Below are 18,141 nucleotides of genomic sequence, written 5' to 3'. Positions count from 1 at the left end.
CACGGCCCACAGACGGCCCCAGGGCAGCAAAGAGGCCCGTCACCTACGGAAAACCGCAGGTGACGGGCCTTTTAGCATGCTCTTACTTCTTCTTGCCCTGGTTCTTCACGGCCTCGATGGCGGCCTTGGCGGCCTCCGGGTCGAGGTAGGTGCCGCCGGGGGTGACCGGGCGGAAGTCGGCGTCCAGCTCGTAGGCGAGCGGGATGCCGGTGGGGATGTTCAGGCCCGCGATGTCGGCGTCGGAGATGCCGTCCAGGTGCTTGACCAGGGCGCGCAGCGAGTTGCCGTGGGCGGCGACCAGGACGGTGCGGCCGGCCAGCAGGTCGGGGACGATGCCGTCGTACCAGTACGGCAGCATGCGGACGACGACGTCCTTGAGGCACTCGGTGCGCGGGCGCAGCTCCGGCGGGATCGAGGCGTAGCGCGGGTCGGCGCTCTGCGACCACTCGGTGCCGTCCTCGAGGGCCGGCGGCGGGGTGTCGTAGGAACGGCGCCAGAGCATGAACTGCTCCTCGCCGAACTCGGCCAGCGTCTGGGCCTTGTCCTTGCCCTGGAGCGCGCCGTAGTGGCGCTCGTTCAGCCGCCAGGAGCGGTGCACGGGGATCCAGTGGCGGTCCGCGGACTCCAGGGCCAGCTGCGCGGTGCGGATGGCGCGCTTCTGGAGGGACGTGTGGACCACGTCCGGGAGCAGGCCGGCTTCCTTGAGCAGCTCGCCGCCGCGGACGGCCTCCTTCTCGCCCTTCTCGTTGAGGTTGACGTCCACCCAGCCGGTGAACAGGTTCTTCGCGTTCCACTCGCTCTCGCCGTGGCGGAGGAGGATGAGCTTGTACGGTGCGTCGGCCATGCCTTCGAGCGTAATGGACCGTGGCCGGTGCCCCGCCCAGGGCGGGGGCCGCCCGTGGGTTGACGCCTCCCGTCAATTGGATGGCGGGCGCGCGCCGGGCCTCCGTAAGGTACGGCCCACGTTGTCGGCGCTTACTTCGGGGGGACGCGTGATCGCGCGCATGGGCAGGGCGGCGCGGGAGAGCGTGGCGGGGCTGCCACGGGAGTTCTGGTGGCTGTGGACGTCCACGCTGGTCAACCGGCTGGGGTCGTTCGTTTCGACCTTCCTCGCGCTCTATCTGACCGTCCAGGAGGGGCACTCGCCCTCGTACGCCGGTCTGGTCGCCGCGCTGAACGGGCTCGGCGGGGTGGTCGCCTCGCTCGTGGCCGGGGTGCTCACCGACCGGCTCGGCCGCCGGCCGACGCTGCTGGCCGCGCAGCTGTCGACCTCCGTCTCGGTCGCGCTGCTGGGCTTCGTGCACGACCCGCTGGCGATCGCGGGCGCGGCCTTCCTGGTCGGCCTGACGAGCAACTCCTCGCGGCCGGCCGTGTCGGCGATGATGGCGGACATCGTCCGGCCCGAGGACCGCATGCGGGCGTTCGCCGTCAACTACTGGGCGATCAACCTGGGTTTCGCCTGCTCCGCGGTGGTGGCCGGGCTCGTCGCCCAGTACAGCTACCTGGCGGGCTTCCTCGGCGAGGCCGCCATCACGCTGGTCTGTGCGCTGCTGTGCTTCCTCAAGCTCCCCGAGTCGCGCCCCGAGCCCGCCGCGGGGGCGGCGGAGGACGCCGGGCGGCCGGCCGTGGGACTCGGATCGGTGCTGCGCGACGGGCGGTTCATGGCCGTCACCGGGCTGTCGCTGCTGCTCACGCTCCTCTTCCACCAGTCGTCGGTGGCCCTGCCCGTGTCGATGGGCCGGGCCGGGCTCTCCAGCGGCGACTACGGGATGGCGATGGCCGTCAACGGCGTCCTGATCGTGGCCCTCCAGATCCCCGTCACCCGCCTCATCGAACACCGCGACCCACGGCTGCTGCTGACCCTCTCCGCCGTGCTCGCCGGGGCGGGCATCGGGCTCACCGGCCTCGCCGGGTCCATGCCCGCCTACATGCTGACGATCGCGGTCTGGACCCTGGCCGAAATCATCAACTCCCCCACCCAGATGGGGCTGGTGACCCGGCTGTCCCCGCTCCACGCGCGCGGCCGCTACCAGGGCGTGTTCTCGCTGTCGTGGACCGTGGGCGACGTGATCGCGCCGCTGTCCGGCGGCGCGGTCATCGACCGCTTCGGCGAGGGCACGCTGTGGACCGCGTGCGCCGCGGTCGGCGTCGCCGCCGCCGCGGGCTACTGGCTGCTGATGCGGAACCTGCCCGGCACGGGCGGGAGTACGGCCCCCGCCCGCGTCGGGCGGCAGGGCGCTAGCTCTGCTCCTCGTCCCGGGAGTCCCCGGAGTTCCGGGTGAGCTTCGTGAACGCCTCCAGGTTGCGCGTGGACTCGCCGCGCGAGGTGCGCCACGCGTACTCCTTGCGGATCGCGCTCGCGAAGCCCATCTCCAGCAGGGTGTTGAAGCTGCCGTCGGCGTTCTCCAGCACGGTGCCGAGGATCCGGTCGAGCTCGTCCGGCGTCACGGCGGCCAGCGGCAGCCGGCCGACGAGATAGATGTCGCCGAGCCGGTCGACCGCGTAAGCGACGCCGTACAGGCGGGTGTTGCGCTCCAGCAGCCACCGGTGCACGGCCTCGTGGTTCTCGTCGGGGCACCGCACGACGAAGGCGTTGACCGACAGGGAGTGCTTGCCGACGATCAGCGACACGGTCGTCGACAGCTTGCGGGTGCCCGGCAGCTTCACGACGTACGAACCGTCGGCCGGGCTCTCCCACTCCAGGGCGGCCTCGCTGAGCGTCCGTTCGATGATGGTCTTCGCGTCGGGCACAGAACGATCAGGCATAGGGCGATCAGGCATGGGGCGAGCGTAGGCGACGCCGCCGCTCGGCGATCGCCTCGGTGTACACCTCGGCCGTGGCGCGGGCCGCCGCGTCCCAGCCGAAGGAGCGGGCGTGCGCGGCGGCCGCGGTGCCCATCGTGCCCACCAGCTCCGGCGCGTCGGCGAACCTCTCCAGCATCCGCGCGTAGTCCGCCGGGTCGTGGCCCTCGACGAGGAAGCCGCTCGCGCCGTCCCGGACGGCCACCGGCAGACCGCCCACGGCCGCGGCGAGCACCGGCGTCCCGCACGCCTGCGCCTCCACCGCGACCAGGCCGAACGACTCGCTGTGCGAGGGCATGACGAGGACGGACGCCGCCCGGTACCAGTCCGCGAGACGGGCCTGGTCCACCGGCGGGCGGAACCGGACCACATCCGTGATGCCCAGCCGGGCAGCCAGCTTGTGCAGCCCCTCGGGCCGGGCCAGGCCGCTGCCGCTGGGCCCGCCGACCACCGGGACGACGAGCCGCCCGCGCAGCTCCGGCCGCCGCTCCAGCAGCACGGCCACCGCGCGCAGCAGCACGTCCGGCGCCTTCAGCGGCTGGATCCGGCCCGCGAACAGCGGGATCAGCGCGTCGGCCGGGAGCCCCAGCCGGGCGCGGGCCGCCGCCCGGCCGTCGGCGGGTCTGAAGCGCTCCAGATTGACGCCCGGGTGGACGACGGCGACCTTCCCCGGCGCCGCGTCGTAGTGGTGGACCAGCTCGCCGGCCTCGCCCTCGGTGTTGGCGATCAGCCGGTCCGCGGCGCGGACGATCTGCGTCTCGCCGATCACCCGGGCCGACGGCTCGGGGGTGTCGCCCTCCGCCAGCGCGGCGTTCTTCACCTTGGCCATCGTGTGCATCGCGTGCACCAGCGGGACGCCCCAGCGGTCCGCGGCCAGCCAGCCGACGTGCCCGGACAGCCAGTAGTGGGAGTGGACGAGGTCGTAGTGGCCCGGCCGGTGGTTGGCCCACGCCTGCATCACGCCGTGGGTGAAGGCGCACAGCTGGGCCGGGAGCTCCTCCTTCGCCAGGCCCTCGTACGGGCCCGCGTCGATGTGCCGGACGAGCACGCCGGGCGACAGCTCCACGGCGGGCGGCAGCTGGCCGGTGGTGGCCCGGGTGAAGACCTCCACCTCGATGCCGAGGGCGGCGAGCCGCTCGGCCAGCTCGACGATGTAGACGTTCATGCCGCCGGCGTCGCCCGTGCCGGGCTGGTGCAGCGGCGAGGTGTGGACGCTCAGCATCGCGACGCGGCGCGGGCGGCGGCGCCGGGCGAAGGGGCCGGTCGTACGTGCCGTACGGGTCGTACGGGGGCGGAGCCTGGATGCGTACTGGCTCACCGTTCGGGTCCTCCGTCCGCCTGTGGGGGGCGTGGGCGTGCGTTCACATGTTCGGGGTCAACCCTGGAACACAGAGGGGCAGGGTCCCATTTCCTTCTTTACCAAAGAGTGATGAAACCCTCACCGTCCGGGGCGGGGGCGGAGGCGTTTTACGCTCGGGTACATGGCCGCCGTCTCCTCCCTCGCGCGCCGCCGTTCCGCCGGACCCGTCGGATCGGCCACGCGCGGCACCACCCACCCGAACCGGCTGCGCCGCATGGACCGCTGGATCACCGACGCGCACGGGACCGCGCTGCGGCGGTCCGCCGACCCCGTCGCCGTCGACCTCGGCTACGGGGCCTCGCCCTGGACCGCGGTCGAACTGCTGGCACGGCTGCGGCGGGTGCGTACGGACGCGGCCGTCGTCGGCGTCGAGATAGACCCGGAACGGGTCGCGGCCGCCGCGGCGTACGCGCGGGACGGGCTCACGTTCGCGCGCGGCGGCTTCGAGGTCCCGCTGGCCGGGCGCCGGCCGCTGCTGATACGGGCCGCGAACGTGCTGCGGCAGTACGACGAGGACGGGGTCGCAGCCGTCTGGGAGCGGCTGTGCGGACGGCTCGCGCCGGACGGGCTGCTGGTGGAGGGGACGTGCGACGAGATAGGCCGGCGGCACGTGTGGGTGGCGCTGGGGCCGGAGGGCCCGCGGACGGTGACCTTCGCGACGCGGCTCGGCGCCCTGTCCGCCCCGTCCGACCTGGCCGAACGCCTCCCGAAGGCGCTCATACACCGGAACGTGCCCGGGGAGGCGGTGCACGCCTTCCTCCGGGACTTCGACCGGGCCTGGGCCGCGGCCGCGCCGTACGCGGCATACGGCGCGCGGCAGCGGTGGACGACGGCGGTCTCGGCACTGGGCGCGGACTGGCCGCTGGCGGACGGGCGGAGGCGGTGGCGGCAGGGGGAGGTCACGGTGCGGTGGGAGGCGGTGGCGCCCCGGGGGTGGTGACCTCCCCCGGAACGGCGCGCAGCGCCGCCGCCACCAGCTCCGCGTCCCGGTCCTGCGTCAGCAGGGCCCTCGCCGCGGCCGGCGGCAGCCAGCGCACCTCGTCCACCTCGCGGTTCGGCGCGAACGCGCCGCCCGTCGCCTCCGCCGCCCAGTAGCGGACCTCCTTCCACCGCCCGTCCGCCAGGACGTACCGCACCGTCGGCAGGGGCGGGCCGAGGCGGCACGCCATGCCCGTCTCCTCCAGGACCTCCCGCAGCGCGCCCGCCCAGGCCTCCTCGCCCCGCTTGAGCTTGCCTTTCGGCAGCGACCAATCGTCGTATTTCGGGCGGTGGATGACGGCCACCTCGACGCCGGACGGGCCGGAGCGGCGCCACAGGACGCACCCCGCGGCCAGGACCGCGGTCATGAGGGCCGCTGCCAGGCCCGGCCGAAGGCGAACCGCGCCGCCTCCACCTCGTGCCGCTGGTCCGCGTGGAGCACGCCGAGCGCGTACGCCGTCGCGGGCGCGATGCGCGGCGTGCGGGCGGCGGCGGCCGCCGCGGCGGCCGCCCCGGCCGCGTCGCGGTGCCGGTCGAGCGCCTGGCAGGCGACCGACAGGCGGACGGACAGGGCGGGTTCGGCCTCCGTCCGGTGCTGCTCGTCGAGCACCTCCTGGGCGTACCGGCGCAGCCGCACCAGCGAGCGCACCCGGTGCCAGGGCCCGTCCTGCAGCCCGTCCGGCTCCAGGGAGCGGACGAGCGCCTCCGCGTTGTACGGCAGCCCGGCCACGGTCAGCGGCAGGACGCCGACCGCGTCGAGGAGCCGCCGGTGCGTCCGCTCGGCGAGCAGGGAGAGCGTCTCGGGCGCGGACGGGTCCAGCGGCGGGTCGGCGGAGAGCAGCGCGACCGTGTCGGCGACGGCGTGGAAGCGCGCGGAGCCCAGCGCCTGGAGCGCGGCCGAGTGCGCCCGGTTCCGGGCGAGCGTCAACTGCCGCTCCAGTAAGGCCCCGGCGCGGGCCCCGCCCACGGACGGCTCCCCCGAGAGCCGGTGCAGGGCGCCGCGCAGCCGCGCCAGCCGCGCCTCGCAGACGTACTCGCGGCCCAAGGTGTCGGTCACCCAGGCCAGTTCGGCGTGGAGCGCGTCGGCCCAGCCGGTGTCGGTCAGCGGCCGGTAGACCTCCAGCGCGCCGGCGATGCGCCGGGCGGCGGACCGCAGGAGCCGGGCGGCCTCGGCCGCCTCGCCCCCGTCGGCGTGCAGCCGCAGGCCGCGCAGGAACTCCGTCGACTGCTGGTGCAGATAACGGGCCAGTGCCTCACCCGCGGCGGACGGGTCCGCCCCGGTGAGCAGCGGATCACGGTGTCGCTGAGCCACGCCGGCGCCTCCGGGCGTCTATGAGCATCTCCTGTACGTTGCGCAGCGGTTGGCCGTCCGCGTCGGCCGCGTGCCGGGTCCATTCGCCGTCCGGCCCCAGGTGCCAGGAGGCCGTGCGGTCGGACATGCCCAGCTCCAGGAGCCGGGTGAGCGAGGCCCGGTGCGCGGGGTCGGTGACGCGGACGAGCGCCTCGATGCGCCGGTCGAGGTTGCGGTGCATCATGTCGGCGCTGCCGAGCCACACTTCGGGCTCCCCGCCGTTGGCGAAGGCGAAGACCCGGGAGTGCTCCAGGAAGCGGCCGAGGACGCTGCGCACCCGGATGTTCTCGGACAGGCCGACGACGCCGGGGCGCAGCGCGCAGATGCCGCGCACCCAGACGTCCACCGGTACGCCGGCCCGCGCGGCCCGGTAGAGGGCGTCGATGACGGCCTCGTCGACCATCGCGTTGACCTTGATGCGGATGGCGGCGGGCCGCCCGTCCCGGTGGTGGGCGATCTCCTTGGAGATGCGGGTGACGAGGCCGTCGCGCAGCGAGCGGGGGGCCACCAGCAGCCGCCGGTAGGTCTCGCGGCGGGAGTAGCCGGAGAGCCGGTTGAAGAGGTCGGAGAGGTCGGCGCCCACCTGCGGGTCGGCGGTGAGCAGGCCGAGGTCCTCGTAGAGCCGGGCGGTCTTGGGGTGGTAATTGCCCGTTCCCACATGGGAGTAGCGGCGCAGGACGTCGCCCTCCTGCCGGACCACGAGGGAGAGCTTGCAGTGCGTCTTGAGCCCCACCAGCCCGTAGACGACGTGGCAGCCGGCCTCCTCCAGCTTGCGCGCCCACTTGATGTTGGCCTGCTCGTCGAAGCGGGCCTTGATCTCGACGAGGACGAGGACCTGTTTGCCGGATTCGGCGGCGTCTATCAGGGCGTCGACGATCGGGGAGTCGCCCGAAGTCCGGTAGAGCGTCTGCTTGATGGCGAGGACGTCGGGGTCGGCGGCGGCCTGTTCGAGGAAGGACTGGACGGAGGTGGAGAAGGAGTCGTACGGGTGGTGCAGCAGCACGTCCCGCTCGCGCAGCGCCGCGAAGACGTCCGGCGCGGTGGCGGACTCGACCTCGGCGAGGTCGCGGTGGGTGCCGGCGACGAACTTGGGGTACTTGAGCTCGGGCCGGTCCAGGGCGGCGATGCCGAGGAGGGCGGTGAGGTCCAGCGGGCCGGGCAGCGGGTAGACCTCGGCGTCGCCGATCTTCAGCTCGCGGACCAGCAGGTCCAGGACGTACGGGTCGATGGACTCCTCGACCTCCAGGCGCACCGGCGGCCCGAAGCGGCGCCGCATGAGCTCCTTCTCCAGGGCCTGGAGCAGGTTCTCCGCGTCGTCCTCCTCGACCTCCAGGTCCTCGTTGCGCGTCACCCGGAACATGTGGTGCCCGAGCACCTCCATGCCGGGGAAGAGCTCCTCCAGATGCGCCGCGATCACGTCCTCCAGCGGCACATAGCGCTGCGGGGAGGCCTCCAGGAAGCGGGAGAGCAGCGGGGGGACCTTCACGCGCGCGAAGTGCTCATGGCCGCTGACCGGGTTGCGGACGACCACGGCCAGGTTGAGCGAGAGGCCGGAGATGTACGGGAAGGGGTGCGCCGGGTCGACGGCGAGCGGGGTGAGGACGGGGAAGATCTGCTGACGGAAGAGGGTGAAGAGGCGGGACTGCTCCTTCTCCGTCAGCTCCGGCCAGCGGATCAGATGGATGCCCTGCTCGGCGAGCTCGGGGGCGACGTCCTGCTGGAAGCAGGCGGCGTGCCGGGCCATGAGCTCGCGGGAGCGGGTCCAGATCTGCTCCAGCACCTCGCGGGGCTGCAGGCCCGCGGCGGAGCGGGTGGCGACCCCGGTGGCGATGCGGCGCTTGAGACCGGCCACCCGGACCATGAAGAACTCGTCGAGGTTGCTGGCGAAGATCGCCAGGAAGTTGGCGCGTTCCAGCAGCGGGGTGGCCGGATCCTCGGCCAGCTCCAGCACCCGCTCGTTGAACGCCAGCCAGCTGCGCTCGCGGTCCAGGAAGCGGCCCTCGGGCAGCGGCTCGGCGTCCCGGACGGGGTCGTCCTCGTGGTCGGCGTAGCCGTCCACGTAGTCGATGCCGCGGACGTCCGCGTAGGGGTGGGGGTCCCCGGAGGCGTAGGCGTCGTAGGCGTCCAGCTCACCGTCGAGGTCGGGCTCCAGCTCGGGCACGAGCGGGGAGAAGGACGTGCCGGACCGGCGCGCGGTGAGGAAGCCGAGGGGGCGGGGCCTCGCGGGCTGCTCGTCGCGCGGCCGGTCCTCTTCCCGGCCGGGGCTCCGGGGATCTTCGGACCGGGGACCTTCGGGACGCTCGTACGCCGAGGGGTCTGCCATACCTTCATGGTGCCGCTCCTCGCGCGGAGCGGGCACGACGGAGACGGGGGCGGCTCGTGGCCTGCGCTGTCGTCCGTGGGGGGCGAAGGGCTGCATTCCGCCAGACTCGCAACCGCGGTTGAATCACGGGTAACGCCCACATGGCGTACGGGGAACCCGGGGGCCTCCCCGCGGTGTCCGCCACCGCGGTCGGGCCCCCGGGCCGCCGGTCAGGCGTGGCGGCGCCGGAACCACCGGACGGCGGCCGCCGCGGCGAGCGCGGCCGCGGCCAGGGTGAGGCCCGCCTCGGCCCACTGCAGGGGCCACAGGTGGGAGGCCGGGTGGTAGTCGAGGTACCACCGGTCGGCGTGGTGCTGGGCCAGGCATTTGACGGGGTCCACTCCCACGTCGCACTGCGCGTCCACGATCCTCTCACCCGTACGGGTGAGGATGCCGCGCTCGAACCGCCAGCTGTCGTCCCCCGAGAGCCCCGGCATCGCGGTGTCGTCGCTGGTCACGGGGCTGATCAGATACGGCCGGACCGAGGTCAGCGCCCATTGCACGAGGCCGTAGGCGACGAGGGTGATCCCCATCGCCGGGAGGGTGCGCCGGGCCAGCAGGCCGGCCGGCACACCGAGGGCGATGCCGAGCAGCGCGTTCGCCACGGGTGCGGGGCCGAGCGCGTCGAACAACTCGTACCAGGTCTGCCCCGGCAGGAGCTCGTAGGGCACGGCCGACCAGGTCCAGGTGTAGACCGCCGACAGCAGCGAGACCCCGGCCAGCACGAACACCACGGGCACGGCGAGCTTCGCCGCCAGCCAGCGCAGCGGCGGCACGGACTGGGTCCACGCCAGCTGGTACGTGCCGCTCTCCAGCTCGCGCGCGACCATCGGCCCGGCCACGAGCAGGCCGACGAGCAGCGGCAGGAACTCCAGGACCAGGCCGTTGTAGTGCAGGACGTCGCCGTAGCCGCCCCGGAAGTCGTCGAGGGTGCGCGTCCAGTCGGGGACGCCGCCGTCGAGCCCGTGCCGGTGGAGGTAGTCCGTCATCGCCCAGCGCAGGAGCACCAGTTGGACGGCCATCACGACGACCAGCGCGATCCCGGCGAACACCGTGGCACGGTGCTGCCGCAGCACCATCCAGGCCATGCCGCGCGGCCCGGGACGGCGGGTCCCGGCGGAAGCCGTGTCCGGCGCCTCCGGTGTCAGGGTGGTGCTCATGCCGCCACCACCCCGGCGGAACGGGGCTCGGCGCTCGGGGTGAGCAACGGCGGGGCGTCAGGGGCGCGGAGGTGGGCGAGGAGCAGGTCCTCCAGCGAGGGCTCACCGGTCTCCCACTTCCCGGCGAGCGGGCCCTCGGGCCGGATCAGGGCGGTGAGCTGGCGGCCCACGGTCCGCGACTCCACGACCGTGTGCACGGCGAACGCCCGTGGCGGGCCCGGCTCCTCGTGCCGGCCGACGACGAGGCGGTGCGCCGATATCAGGTCCTCGACCTCGCCCGCGAGCCGCACCCGGCCGCCGCCGATCAGCAACAGGTAGTCGCAGACGCCCTCCAGCTCGGCGAGGACGTGCGAGGCCAGCACGATCGTGGTGGCGTTCTCGGCCGCCTCGGCCATCAGGGCGGCCATCATCTCGTGCCGCACGAGCGGATCGAGGTCGCTCATCGGCTCGTCCAGCAGCAGCAGTTCGGGCCGCTTGCCGAAGGCGAGGGCGAGCGCGACGCGGGTCCGCTGACCGCCGGAGAGCGTGCCGACGCGGGCGTGCGGCGGCAGGTTCCCCTGCCGTACGAGCCGCTCCGCGGCGGCCCGGTCCCAGCGTCCGGGGTTCAGCTCCTCGCCCATGCGCAGGGTGTCGGCGACCGTGAAGTTCGGGTACAGCGGCTTGTCCTGGGCCAGGAAGGCCACCCGCGGACGGGCCTCCGGCCCGCCCGGGGCACGGCCGAGCACGGACAGCGAGCCCGCGCCCGCCCGCCGCAGCCCCGCCGCGACCGACAACAGGGTGGACTTTCCCGCCCCGTTGGGGCCGACCAGCGCGCAGACCCGGCCCGCCGGCACCCGGAACGAGCAGTCGCGCAGCGCCCAGCCGCGCCGGTGCTTCACCCCCAGTCCGACCGCCTCCAGCGCGGTCCGTCCGGGCAGAAACGTCAGGTCGGTCATGCGGTCCCCTCCACTGGCTGTACTCCCGCCCGCCCTTCGGAAAGCCCGCCGAGCCCGTCGAAGATCTCGTCCAAGACGGAGGAGACCAGCGCGGCCACGTCCTCCCGGTCGAGACCCGCATCGCGGGCGCGCTCCGTCCACCCCGCCAGCTCGGCGCGGAGCGGCGAGCCGGCCGAGGCGCCGGGCCGGGCCAGGGAGCGCCGGACGAAGGTGCCCAGTCCCGGGCGCGCCTCGACCAGGCCCTCGCGGTCGAGCTCGCGGTAGGCCTTCAGGACGGTGTTGGGGTTGATGGCCGTGGCGGCGACGACCTCCCTGGCCGTCGGCAGCTTGTCGCCGGGCGTGAGCAGGCCCAGCCGGAGGGCCTGTTTGACCTGCTGGACGATCTGCAGATAGGTGGCGACTCCGCTGCGCCGGTCGATACGGAACTCGACCACGCCATCACCCTTTCACTAATTGACTAGTGAAAGGGTGATGGCTGGACGCACGGCCTGTCAAACCACGTGCGCCCGTACGCCCTCAGCTCTCCGTCCGGTACATCAGATCCGTCTCATGGACGGCGAACCCGAGCCGCTCGTAGACCGCGACCGCCGGGGCGTTGTCCGCGTCCACATAGAGCATCGCGGTGGGCAGCCCCCGCGCGGCCAGGTGGCGCAGACCGGTCGCGGTCAGCGCCCGCCCCAGCCCGCCGCCCTGGGCGCCCGGGCGCACGCCGACCACGTACACCTCGCCCAGCCGCTCCGCGGCGTGCACCTTCGTCCAGTGGAAGCCGACGATCTCCCCCGCGCGCTCGGCGAGGAAGAAGCCCTCCGGGTCGAACCAGCCCTCCGCCTTGCGGTCGTCCAGATCCCGCTGGGTGAGCGAGCCCTGCTCGGGGTGGTGGGCGAACGCCTCCGCGTTCACCGCCAGCCAGGCCGCGTCGTCCACGCCGGGCCGGAAGGTCCGTACGCTCACGCCCTCGGGGAACCTCGGCTCGCCCAACTCCAGGTCCGTCAGCGGCCGGCGCATCTGCCGCAGCTCGCGGAACAGGCTCATCCCCAGCACCTGGGCGAGGTGACGCGCGGCGGGGTGGCCGCCGTGCGCCCAGACCCGCAGCCGCTTGCCGGACTCCTGGAGCAGCGCGCCGCCCAGCGCCCGGCCGTGGCCGCGCCCCCGGTGCCGGGGGTGCACCACCAGCTCGCCCGCCGGGGCCTCCACCGGGTCGGTGTCCTCCAGCTGTCCGTACCCCACGAGCTCGCCGTCCTCGCGCAGCAGTACGTGCCGCACGCCCGGCCGGCGGCCCCGCAGCTGCAGCCGCCCCTGCTCGGAGACGGCCTGCTGGCCGTCCTCGGCCGCCGCCGCGGCGATCAGGTCCAGCACCTCCTGCGCCAGTCCGGGTGCCAGCTCCCCGAGCACCTCGATGCGCCGCCCGCCCACGTCCTTCAGCTCGTCAGTCATGGTGCGAGCCTATGCCGGGCGCCCGGCCGCCCGGGGCAGCGCCCATAAGGACACTTTTCGGCCAAGTGATGTGGATTTTCCGACGTCCCGGCACCTGCCTCATCCCCCACAACCGCCGGACAGTTACCCCCGATCTCCACCAATTCGTCACCCTCGCCCCGCTGCGACGCTACGCGCGTGGACCATAGGCTTCCGCAGTCACACCTCTCCCGACACCTCCGCAGACGCATATAAGGGGTCCTCATGCACGCGACGCCACGGAAGCGCTTCGCGGGACGGCTGGCCACGGCCGCCGTCCTCGCCGCCACCGCCGGTGTCCTCACCGCCGCTCCCGCCGGAGCGTCGATCTTCCACCACGGCAACCGGATCGTCGACGTCCAGCTGCTGTCCTTCAACGACCTGCACGGCAACCTGGAGGCCCCGCAGGGTTCCTCCGGCACCGTCACCGAGGAAGCGCCGGACGGGACGAAGAAGGTCATACCCGCCGGCGGCATGGAGTACATGGCCAGTGCGCTGCGCTCGGCCCGCCAGGGGCACGAGTACTCGATCACCGCCGCCGCCGGCGACATGATCGGCGCCAGCCCGCTGCTGTCCGGCCTCTTCCACGACGAGCCCACCATCGAGGCGCTCAACAAGCTGAAGCTGGACGCCACTTCCGTCGGCAACCACGAGTTCGACGAGGGCAAGGCCGAGCTGCAGCGGATGCAGCGCGGCGGCTGCCACCCGAAGGACGGCTGCTTCGAGAAGGGCAAGAAGTTCCGCGGCGCCGACTTCCCCTACCTCGCGGCCAACGTCACCGACGAGAAGACCGGCAAGCAGATCCTCAAGCCGTACACGATCTGGCGCCACAAGGGCGTGAAGATCGGCATCATCGGCCTCACGCTGAAGGGCACCCCCGACGTCGTCACCGCCGAGGGCGTCAAGGGCCTGAAGTTCGCCGACGAGGTCGAGACGATCAACAAGTACGCGAACGAGCTGGACCGCAAGGGCGTCAAGGCCATCGTCACCCTCGTCCACGAGGGCGGCATGCCCGCCTCCGGTGCGTACAACTACGACTGCAACACCCCGGGCGCGGGCGCCGGCATCTCCGGCCCGATCGTCGACATCGCCAAGAAGGTCACGCCCAAGGTGGACGCCCTCATCACGGGCCACACGCACCAGGCGTACAACTGCACCATCCCGGACCCGGCAGGCAACCCGCGCACCGTGACCTCGGCGGCCTCCTTCGGCCGCCTCTACACGGACACCACGCTGAAGTACGACCGCCGCACCAAGGACTTCGTCCGCACCCCGGCCCAGTACGCCCGCGCCGCCAACCACGCCGTGGACCACGACCGCCCGAAGGCGGCCGACATCACCGCCCTCATCGACCGCTGGAAGAAGCTCGCCGCCCCGGTCGCCAACCGCGCCGTCGGCTACATCTCCGCCGACATCAACGGCCGCGGCTCCGAGGCGTACGAGAAGCCGCTCGGCGACGTCATCGCCGACGCGCAGCTGGAGGCCCACGCCCCCGCGGACAAGGGCGGCGCCCAGATCGCCTTCATGAACTCCGGCGGCGTCCGCTCCGACCTCGCCTACAAGGCCTCGGGCGACGAGGGCGACGGCGTCGTCACCTACGGCGAGGCGTTCACCGTCCAGCCGTTCACCAACATGACGCAGGTCGCCGACCTCACCGGCGCGCAGATCGTCTCCGTCCTGCAGCAGCAGGTCAGCGGCGCGGTCAACGGCCCGCAGCCCAAGATCCTCCAGATCAGCAAGGGCCTGACGTACACGCTGGACCTGAAGAAGACCGGCGCCGACCGCATCGACGTGTCGTCGGTCAAGCTCAACGGTGAGCCGATCGACCCGGCGAAGACGTACCGCGTCGCGGCGAACGAGTTCCTGATGGGCGGCGGCGACGGCTTCCCGGCCTTCAAGGAGGCCAAGAACAAGCTCAACGGCGTGTCCGACCTGGACGCCTTCCTGGCGTACCTGGGCGCGCACTCCTCGAAGTCCGCACCGCTGGACCCGCCGAAGGCGGACCGGATCACGGTCGTGAAGTAACGCGCGGGAACGCGGGCCCGTACTCGTCCACGGACGGGTGCGGGCCCGCGGCCGTTTCGGAGTGCACCCCGCCCCTACCGGGCAAAGTCCTTGCACGGACGGCGAGTCGGGAGGCGGGCGGTCATGGGCGAGCGGGTGTCGGGCGTGGTGAAATGGTTCAACCAGGCCCGGGGGTACGGGTACATCAAGGGCGATGACGGGCGGGAAGTCCGCGTGCGGCGGGACGACTTGGAGGACGGGACCTTTGTCACCGAGGGGATGCGGGTGACGTACGTGGTCGTGGGCGCCGGCGAGGACGACCTGCGCGCCGAGCGGGTGCGGGTCTCCCGCTGAGCCCATCCCCCCTACAGCGCCGGCGGCCCCACCGGCGCCCCCGGCAGCCGCAGCACCGCCACCGTCCCGCCGCCCTCCGCCGGGCGGAGCGCCACCTCGCCGCCGGCCCGGTGCGCCGTACGGGCCACGATCGAGAGACCGAGGCCGCTGCCGGGCAGGCTGCGGGCGGACGGGGAACGCCAGAAGCGGTCGAAGACGTGCGGGAGTTCGTCGGCAGGGATGCCGGGGCCATGGTCGCGGACGGTGAGTTCGCCGGCGACGAGGCGCACCTCCACCTCGCCGCCGGGCGGGCTGAACTTGACCGCGTTGTCGAGGAGGTTGACGATCGCGCGCTCCAGGGCGGGGGCCTCGGCGCGGACGTACCACGGTTCGAGGGCGGCGGTGAGCGTGAGGCCCGTGGCGCGCAGACGGGCACGCTCCAGGGCCCGTTCCACCGTTTCGTGCAGGCCGATCACCTGCAGCGGCGCGGTGCCCGGCGCCGCGTCGGGGCGGGAGAGCTCCTGGAGGTCGCCGATCAGGTCGGCCAGTTCCGTCATCTGCGCCTTGACGCTGGCGAGCAGCGCCCTGCGGTCGTCCGGCGGGATCGCCCGGCCGGACTCCTCGCTGCGCACGAGCAGGTCGATGTTGGTGCGCAACGAGGTGAGCGGGGTGCGCAGTTCATGGCCCGCGTCGGCGATCAGCTGCTGCTGGCGGTCGCGGGAGGAGGCCAGCGCGGCCGTCATGGAGTTGAACGAGCGGGAGAGACGGGCGATTTCGTCCTCCCCTTCGGCGGGGATGCGGACGGCCAGATCCTCGGTGCGGGCGATGTGCTCGACGGCGTCGGTGAGCTGGTCGACCGGGCGCAGCGCGGCGCGGGCGACGCCGAGCCCGATGACGGCGGCGCCGAGGACGCCGACGCCGGCGGTGACGACGAGGACGATGGCGAGCGCGTTCATCGGCCGGTCGATCTCGCTCACCGGCTGGGCGATCATCACGGCGGTGCCCGAGGGCCCCGGTTTGGTGGCGACGCGCAGCTCCGCGCCGTTGTCGGCCCGCGCGTCGTGCAGGGCGTCCGGCAGCTGCCCGTTCGCGACCGCCAGATCCTGGACGCCCACGCGGACCGGGGACTTGCCCGGCTGGGTGCAGGCCACGCCGTCGGCGGTGACGACCTGGATGGTGTACGGGGACGGCTGGACCAGCTTGGCGGGGATGCGGGTGCCGCATCCGTTCAGCAGCTCCAGCACATAGCTGTTGTCGGCCTTCTGGCTGCTCAGGGTGGAGTCCCGCTGCTCCTCCAGCTGGCGTTTGGCCAGTATCCAGCAGGCACCCGCCGCCACCGCGACGGCGACGGCGACGGCCGCGGCCGTCAGCAGGGCGAGCCGGGAGCGCAGCGGCAGCCGGCGGAGTCGCTCGATCATTCGGCGCCGTCCGCCCGGAGGACGTAGCCGACGCCGCGCACGGTGTGCACCAGGCGCGGCTCGCCCCCGGCCTCGGTCTTGCGGCGCAGGTACATCACGTATACGTCCAGGGAGTTGGAGGACGGCTCGAAGTCGAAGCCCCAGACGTGCTTGAGGATCTGCTCGCGGGTGAGCACCTGCCGGGGGTGTTCGAGGAAGAGCTCCAGGAGGGTGAACTCGGTGCGGGTGAGCTCGACTTTGCGGTCGCCGCGGGTGACCTCCCGGGTGGCGAGGTCCATGCGGAGATCGGCGAAGGCGAGGACGTGCGACTCCTCGGCGGGCTGCGCGGGCGCGGCGTAGGAGGTGCGGCGCAGCAGGGCGCGGATGCGGGCGAGGAGCTCGTCGAGTTCGAAGGGCTTGACCAGGTAGTCGTCCGCGCCGGCGTCGAGGCCGGTGACCCGGTCGCCGACGGTGTCGCGGGCGGTCAGCATGAGGATGGGGGTGGTGACGCCGGAGGCGCGCAGCCGGCGGGCGGCGGTGAGGCCGTCCATGCGGGGCATCAGCACGTCGAGGACGATCAGTTCGGGGGCGTACGCCGCCGTCTTCTCGACCGCGTCCAGACCGTCCACGGCCAGCTCGGTGTCGTAGCCCTCGAAGGCCAGGCTGCGGCGGAGCGCCTCGCGGACGGCGGGTTCGTCGTCCACGACCAGGATGCGGGCGGCGGGCTCGGCGGGGCTCATCGGCGTACCTCTGCGTCAGCTGTGTCGGCGGTGTCGGCGGTGCTCTGGGTGATCGTCCCAGCTTGCCATGGGTCCAGGCCGGTTCAGCTGTTGCTGCCGCCCGCGCGGAGGGCGGCGAGGTCGGACTTCACATCGTTCGACGGGATCGCGAAGCCGAGGCCGACACTGCCGGCGCTGTCGGAGGAACCGCCGCCCGAACCGGGCGCGAACATCGCCGAGTTGATGCCGATGATCTCGCCGTTCATGTTGATGAGGGCGCCGCCGGAGTTGCCGGGGTTGAGGGAGGCGTCGGTCTGGATCGCCTTGTAGGTCGTCTTGGACGAGCCGGTGTCGCCGTTGTACTGGTTGCCGCCGAACTCGAACGGCCACTGGCGCTGCTGTTGCTGCTGCCGGCCGCCGCCGCCGGACTCCTTGGGGACGGTGACCTCGCGGTTGAGCGCGGAGACGATGCCGCTGGTGACGGTGCCGGTGAGGCCCTCGGGGGAGCCGATGGCCACGACCTGGTCGCCGACCCGCAGCTTGCCCGAATCGCCGAGCTTGGCGGCCTTGAGGCCGGAGGCGCCCTGGATCTTTATGAGGGCGAGGTCCTTGCCGGGGTCGGTGCCGACGACCTTGGCGGTCTTTGTGGTGCCGTCGTTCAGGGTGACCTGGACGGTGTCGGCGCCCGAGACGACGTGGTTGTTGGTGACGACCTCGCCGTCGCCGCTGATGATCACGCCGGAGCCGGTGGACCGGCCGCCGTCGGTGGTGGCCTTGATCTCCACGATGCTGGGGCTGACGGCCTGGGCGACGGCCGTCACACCGTTGGTCTTGGAGGAGGCGTTCTGGACGGGGGTGCTCTGGCTGCTGCCGCCGCCGTCCTTCCCGGTCAGCCCGCTGACCAGGGCGGCGGAGCCACCGCCGACCAGCGCCGCGACGAGCGCGCAGGCGGCGACGAGGCTGCCGGCGCGGCGCTGCCTGCGGGGCCGGGGGGCCTCGGGGGCGGGTGCCGCGAATCCGGCGTACGGACCGTGGCCGCCGTCCCCGCCACTGCCCGCGCCCGGCCAGACCGTGGCGCCCTCGGGGGTGCTCACCGGAACCTGCGGCGGGTGCGGCGGGGGGCTCGGGTAGGCGTGGAAGGGCTGGTCAGAGTACTGGTGGCCGCCGTGGCGGGGGTTCTCCGTCGTCATGGGTACGACTGTCCTCCCGGTTCATGAGAACAGTCTGAGCGAGGACTGAGAACGCCGCGAGAAGGGCGTGGGATTCGGGTAAGGACCCGCCCGGGGAG

17 protein-coding genes are annotated in these 18,141 nt (G+C 73.1%); 4 read left to right on the top strand and 13 right to left on the bottom strand.

The window, feature by feature from the left end:
- Positions 1-82: 82 nt before the first annotated feature.
- Positions 83-844 (bottom strand): phosphoglyceromutase, encoded by a 762-nt coding sequence (locus AB8735_RS21645; RefSeq protein ID WP_344026029.1) that lies wholly within the window; start codon positions 842-844, stop codon positions 83-85.
- 160 nt (positions 845-1,004) lie between these two features.
- On the opposite strand from AB8735_RS21645, the gene AB8735_RS21640 reads away from it, so the two are divergent.
- A complete protein-coding gene (locus AB8735_RS21640; RefSeq protein ID WP_344026180.1) occupies positions 1,005-2,282 on the top strand; it encodes an MFS transporter in 1,278 nt (425 codons plus the stop codon).
- Here AB8735_RS21640 and AB8735_RS21635 read toward each other — a convergent pair.
- Together AB8735_RS21635 and mshA are read right to left on the bottom strand one after the other, a co-directional pair.
- On the bottom strand, positions 2,239-2,781 hold the full coding sequence (locus AB8735_RS21635) for a YbjN domain-containing protein (RefSeq protein WP_372408833.1): 543 nt from the start codon (positions 2,779-2,781) through the stop codon (positions 2,239-2,241). The genes AB8735_RS21640 and AB8735_RS21635 overlap by 44 nt on opposite strands.
- Positions 2,774-4,120 carry a D-inositol-3-phosphate glycosyltransferase gene (mshA, locus tag AB8735_RS21630; protein WP_344026035.1) on the bottom strand — a complete coding sequence of 449 codons (1,347 nt, stop codon included), beginning with the start codon at positions 4,118-4,120 and terminating at the stop codon, positions 2,774-2,776. The genes AB8735_RS21635 and mshA overlap by 8 nt, the downstream gene beginning before the upstream one ends.
- A 163-nt stretch (positions 4,121-4,283) precedes the next feature.
- Here mshA and AB8735_RS21625 point away from each other — a divergent pair, with 163 nt between their 5' ends.
- Positions 4,284-5,102 carry a class I SAM-dependent methyltransferase gene (locus AB8735_RS21625; protein WP_372408832.1) on the top strand — a complete coding sequence of 273 codons (819 nt, stop codon included), beginning with the start codon at positions 4,284-4,286 and terminating at the stop codon, positions 5,100-5,102.
- On the opposite strand, the gene AB8735_RS21620 is transcribed toward AB8735_RS21625, so the two are convergent.
- The 7 genes from AB8735_RS21620 to mshD form a co-directional block, all read right to left on the bottom strand.
- Positions 5,062-5,508, bottom strand: a complete 447-nt coding sequence (locus AB8735_RS21620) for an NUDIX hydrolase (protein ID WP_344026040.1) — start codon at positions 5,506-5,508, stop codon at positions 5,062-5,064. The genes AB8735_RS21625 and AB8735_RS21620 overlap by 41 nt on opposite strands.
- Positions 5,505-6,452 carry a CHAD domain-containing protein gene (locus AB8735_RS21615; RefSeq protein ID WP_344026043.1) on the bottom strand — a complete coding sequence of 316 codons (948 nt, stop codon included), beginning with the start codon at positions 6,450-6,452 and terminating at the stop codon, positions 5,505-5,507. Before AB8735_RS21615 ends, AB8735_RS21620 begins: the two co-directional genes overlap by 4 nt.
- Positions 6,433-8,814 carry an RNA degradosome polyphosphate kinase gene (locus AB8735_RS21610; RefSeq protein ID WP_372408831.1) on the bottom strand — a complete coding sequence of 794 codons (2,382 nt, stop codon included), beginning with the start codon at positions 8,812-8,814 and terminating at the stop codon, positions 6,433-6,435. The genes AB8735_RS21615 and AB8735_RS21610 overlap by 20 nt, the downstream gene beginning before the upstream one ends.
- Before the next feature lie 209 nt (positions 8,815-9,023).
- Positions 9,024-10,013, bottom strand: a complete 990-nt coding sequence (locus AB8735_RS21605) for a hypothetical protein (RefSeq protein WP_372408830.1) — start codon at positions 10,011-10,013, stop codon at positions 9,024-9,026.
- A complete protein-coding gene (locus tag AB8735_RS21600) occupies positions 10,010-10,948 on the bottom strand; it encodes an ABC transporter ATP-binding protein (RefSeq protein WP_344026049.1) in 939 nt (312 codons plus the stop codon). Before AB8735_RS21600 ends, AB8735_RS21605 begins: the two co-directional genes overlap by 4 nt.
- Positions 10,945-11,382 (bottom strand): GntR family transcriptional regulator, encoded by a 438-nt coding sequence (locus tag AB8735_RS21595; protein ID WP_344026052.1) that lies wholly within the window; start codon positions 11,380-11,382, stop codon positions 10,945-10,947. Before AB8735_RS21595 ends, AB8735_RS21600 begins: the two co-directional genes overlap by 4 nt.
- Positions 11,383-11,464: 82 nt before the next feature.
- The gene (gene mshD / locus AB8735_RS21590) at positions 11,465-12,382 is read right to left on the bottom strand and encodes a mycothiol synthase (protein WP_372408829.1); all 918 of its coding nucleotides are present in this window, start codon (positions 12,380-12,382) and stop codon (positions 11,465-11,467) included.
- A gap of 243 nt (positions 12,383-12,625) precedes the next feature.
- On the opposite strand from mshD, the gene AB8735_RS21585 reads away from it, so the two are divergent.
- Together AB8735_RS21585 and AB8735_RS21580 are read left to right on the top strand one after the other, a co-directional pair.
- Positions 12,626-14,425 carry a bifunctional UDP-sugar hydrolase/5'-nucleotidase gene (locus AB8735_RS21585; protein WP_372408828.1) on the top strand — a complete coding sequence of 600 codons (1,800 nt, stop codon included), beginning with the start codon at positions 12,626-12,628 and terminating at the stop codon, positions 14,423-14,425.
- Between the two features lie 123 nt (positions 14,426-14,548).
- Entirely contained in the window at positions 14,549-14,758 is a 210-nt protein-coding gene (locus tag AB8735_RS21580) for a cold shock domain-containing protein (RefSeq protein WP_344026058.1), read from the top strand.
- 11 nt (positions 14,759-14,769) lie between these two features.
- Here the strand turns inward: AB8735_RS21580 and AB8735_RS21575 are convergent, their stop codons facing one another.
- From AB8735_RS21575 to AB8735_RS21565, 3 genes are all read right to left on the bottom strand, one after another.
- Complete coding sequence (locus AB8735_RS21575) at positions 14,770-16,155, bottom strand: sensor histidine kinase (RefSeq protein WP_372408827.1); 1,386 nt, start codon at positions 16,153-16,155, stop codon at positions 14,770-14,772.
- Positions 16,152-16,874, bottom strand: a complete 723-nt coding sequence (locus AB8735_RS21570) for a response regulator transcription factor (protein WP_344026062.1) — start codon at positions 16,872-16,874, stop codon at positions 16,152-16,154. Before AB8735_RS21570 ends, AB8735_RS21575 begins: the two co-directional genes overlap by 4 nt.
- Before the next feature lie 83 nt (positions 16,875-16,957).
- Entirely contained in the window at positions 16,958-18,043 is a 1,086-nt protein-coding gene (locus AB8735_RS21565; RefSeq protein ID WP_372408826.1) for a S1C family serine protease, read from the bottom strand.
- Between the last annotated feature and the right edge of the window lie 98 nt (positions 18,044-18,141).

This window comes from Streptomyces luteireticuli (genome assembly GCF_041519305.1).
GTDB classification, from domain to species: Bacteria; Actinomycetota; Actinomycetes; order Streptomycetales; family Streptomycetaceae; genus Streptomyces; species Streptomyces luteireticuli.
Note: the sequence above shows the minus strand (reverse complement) of the source record. Positions and strands in the feature narration are given on the sequence as shown.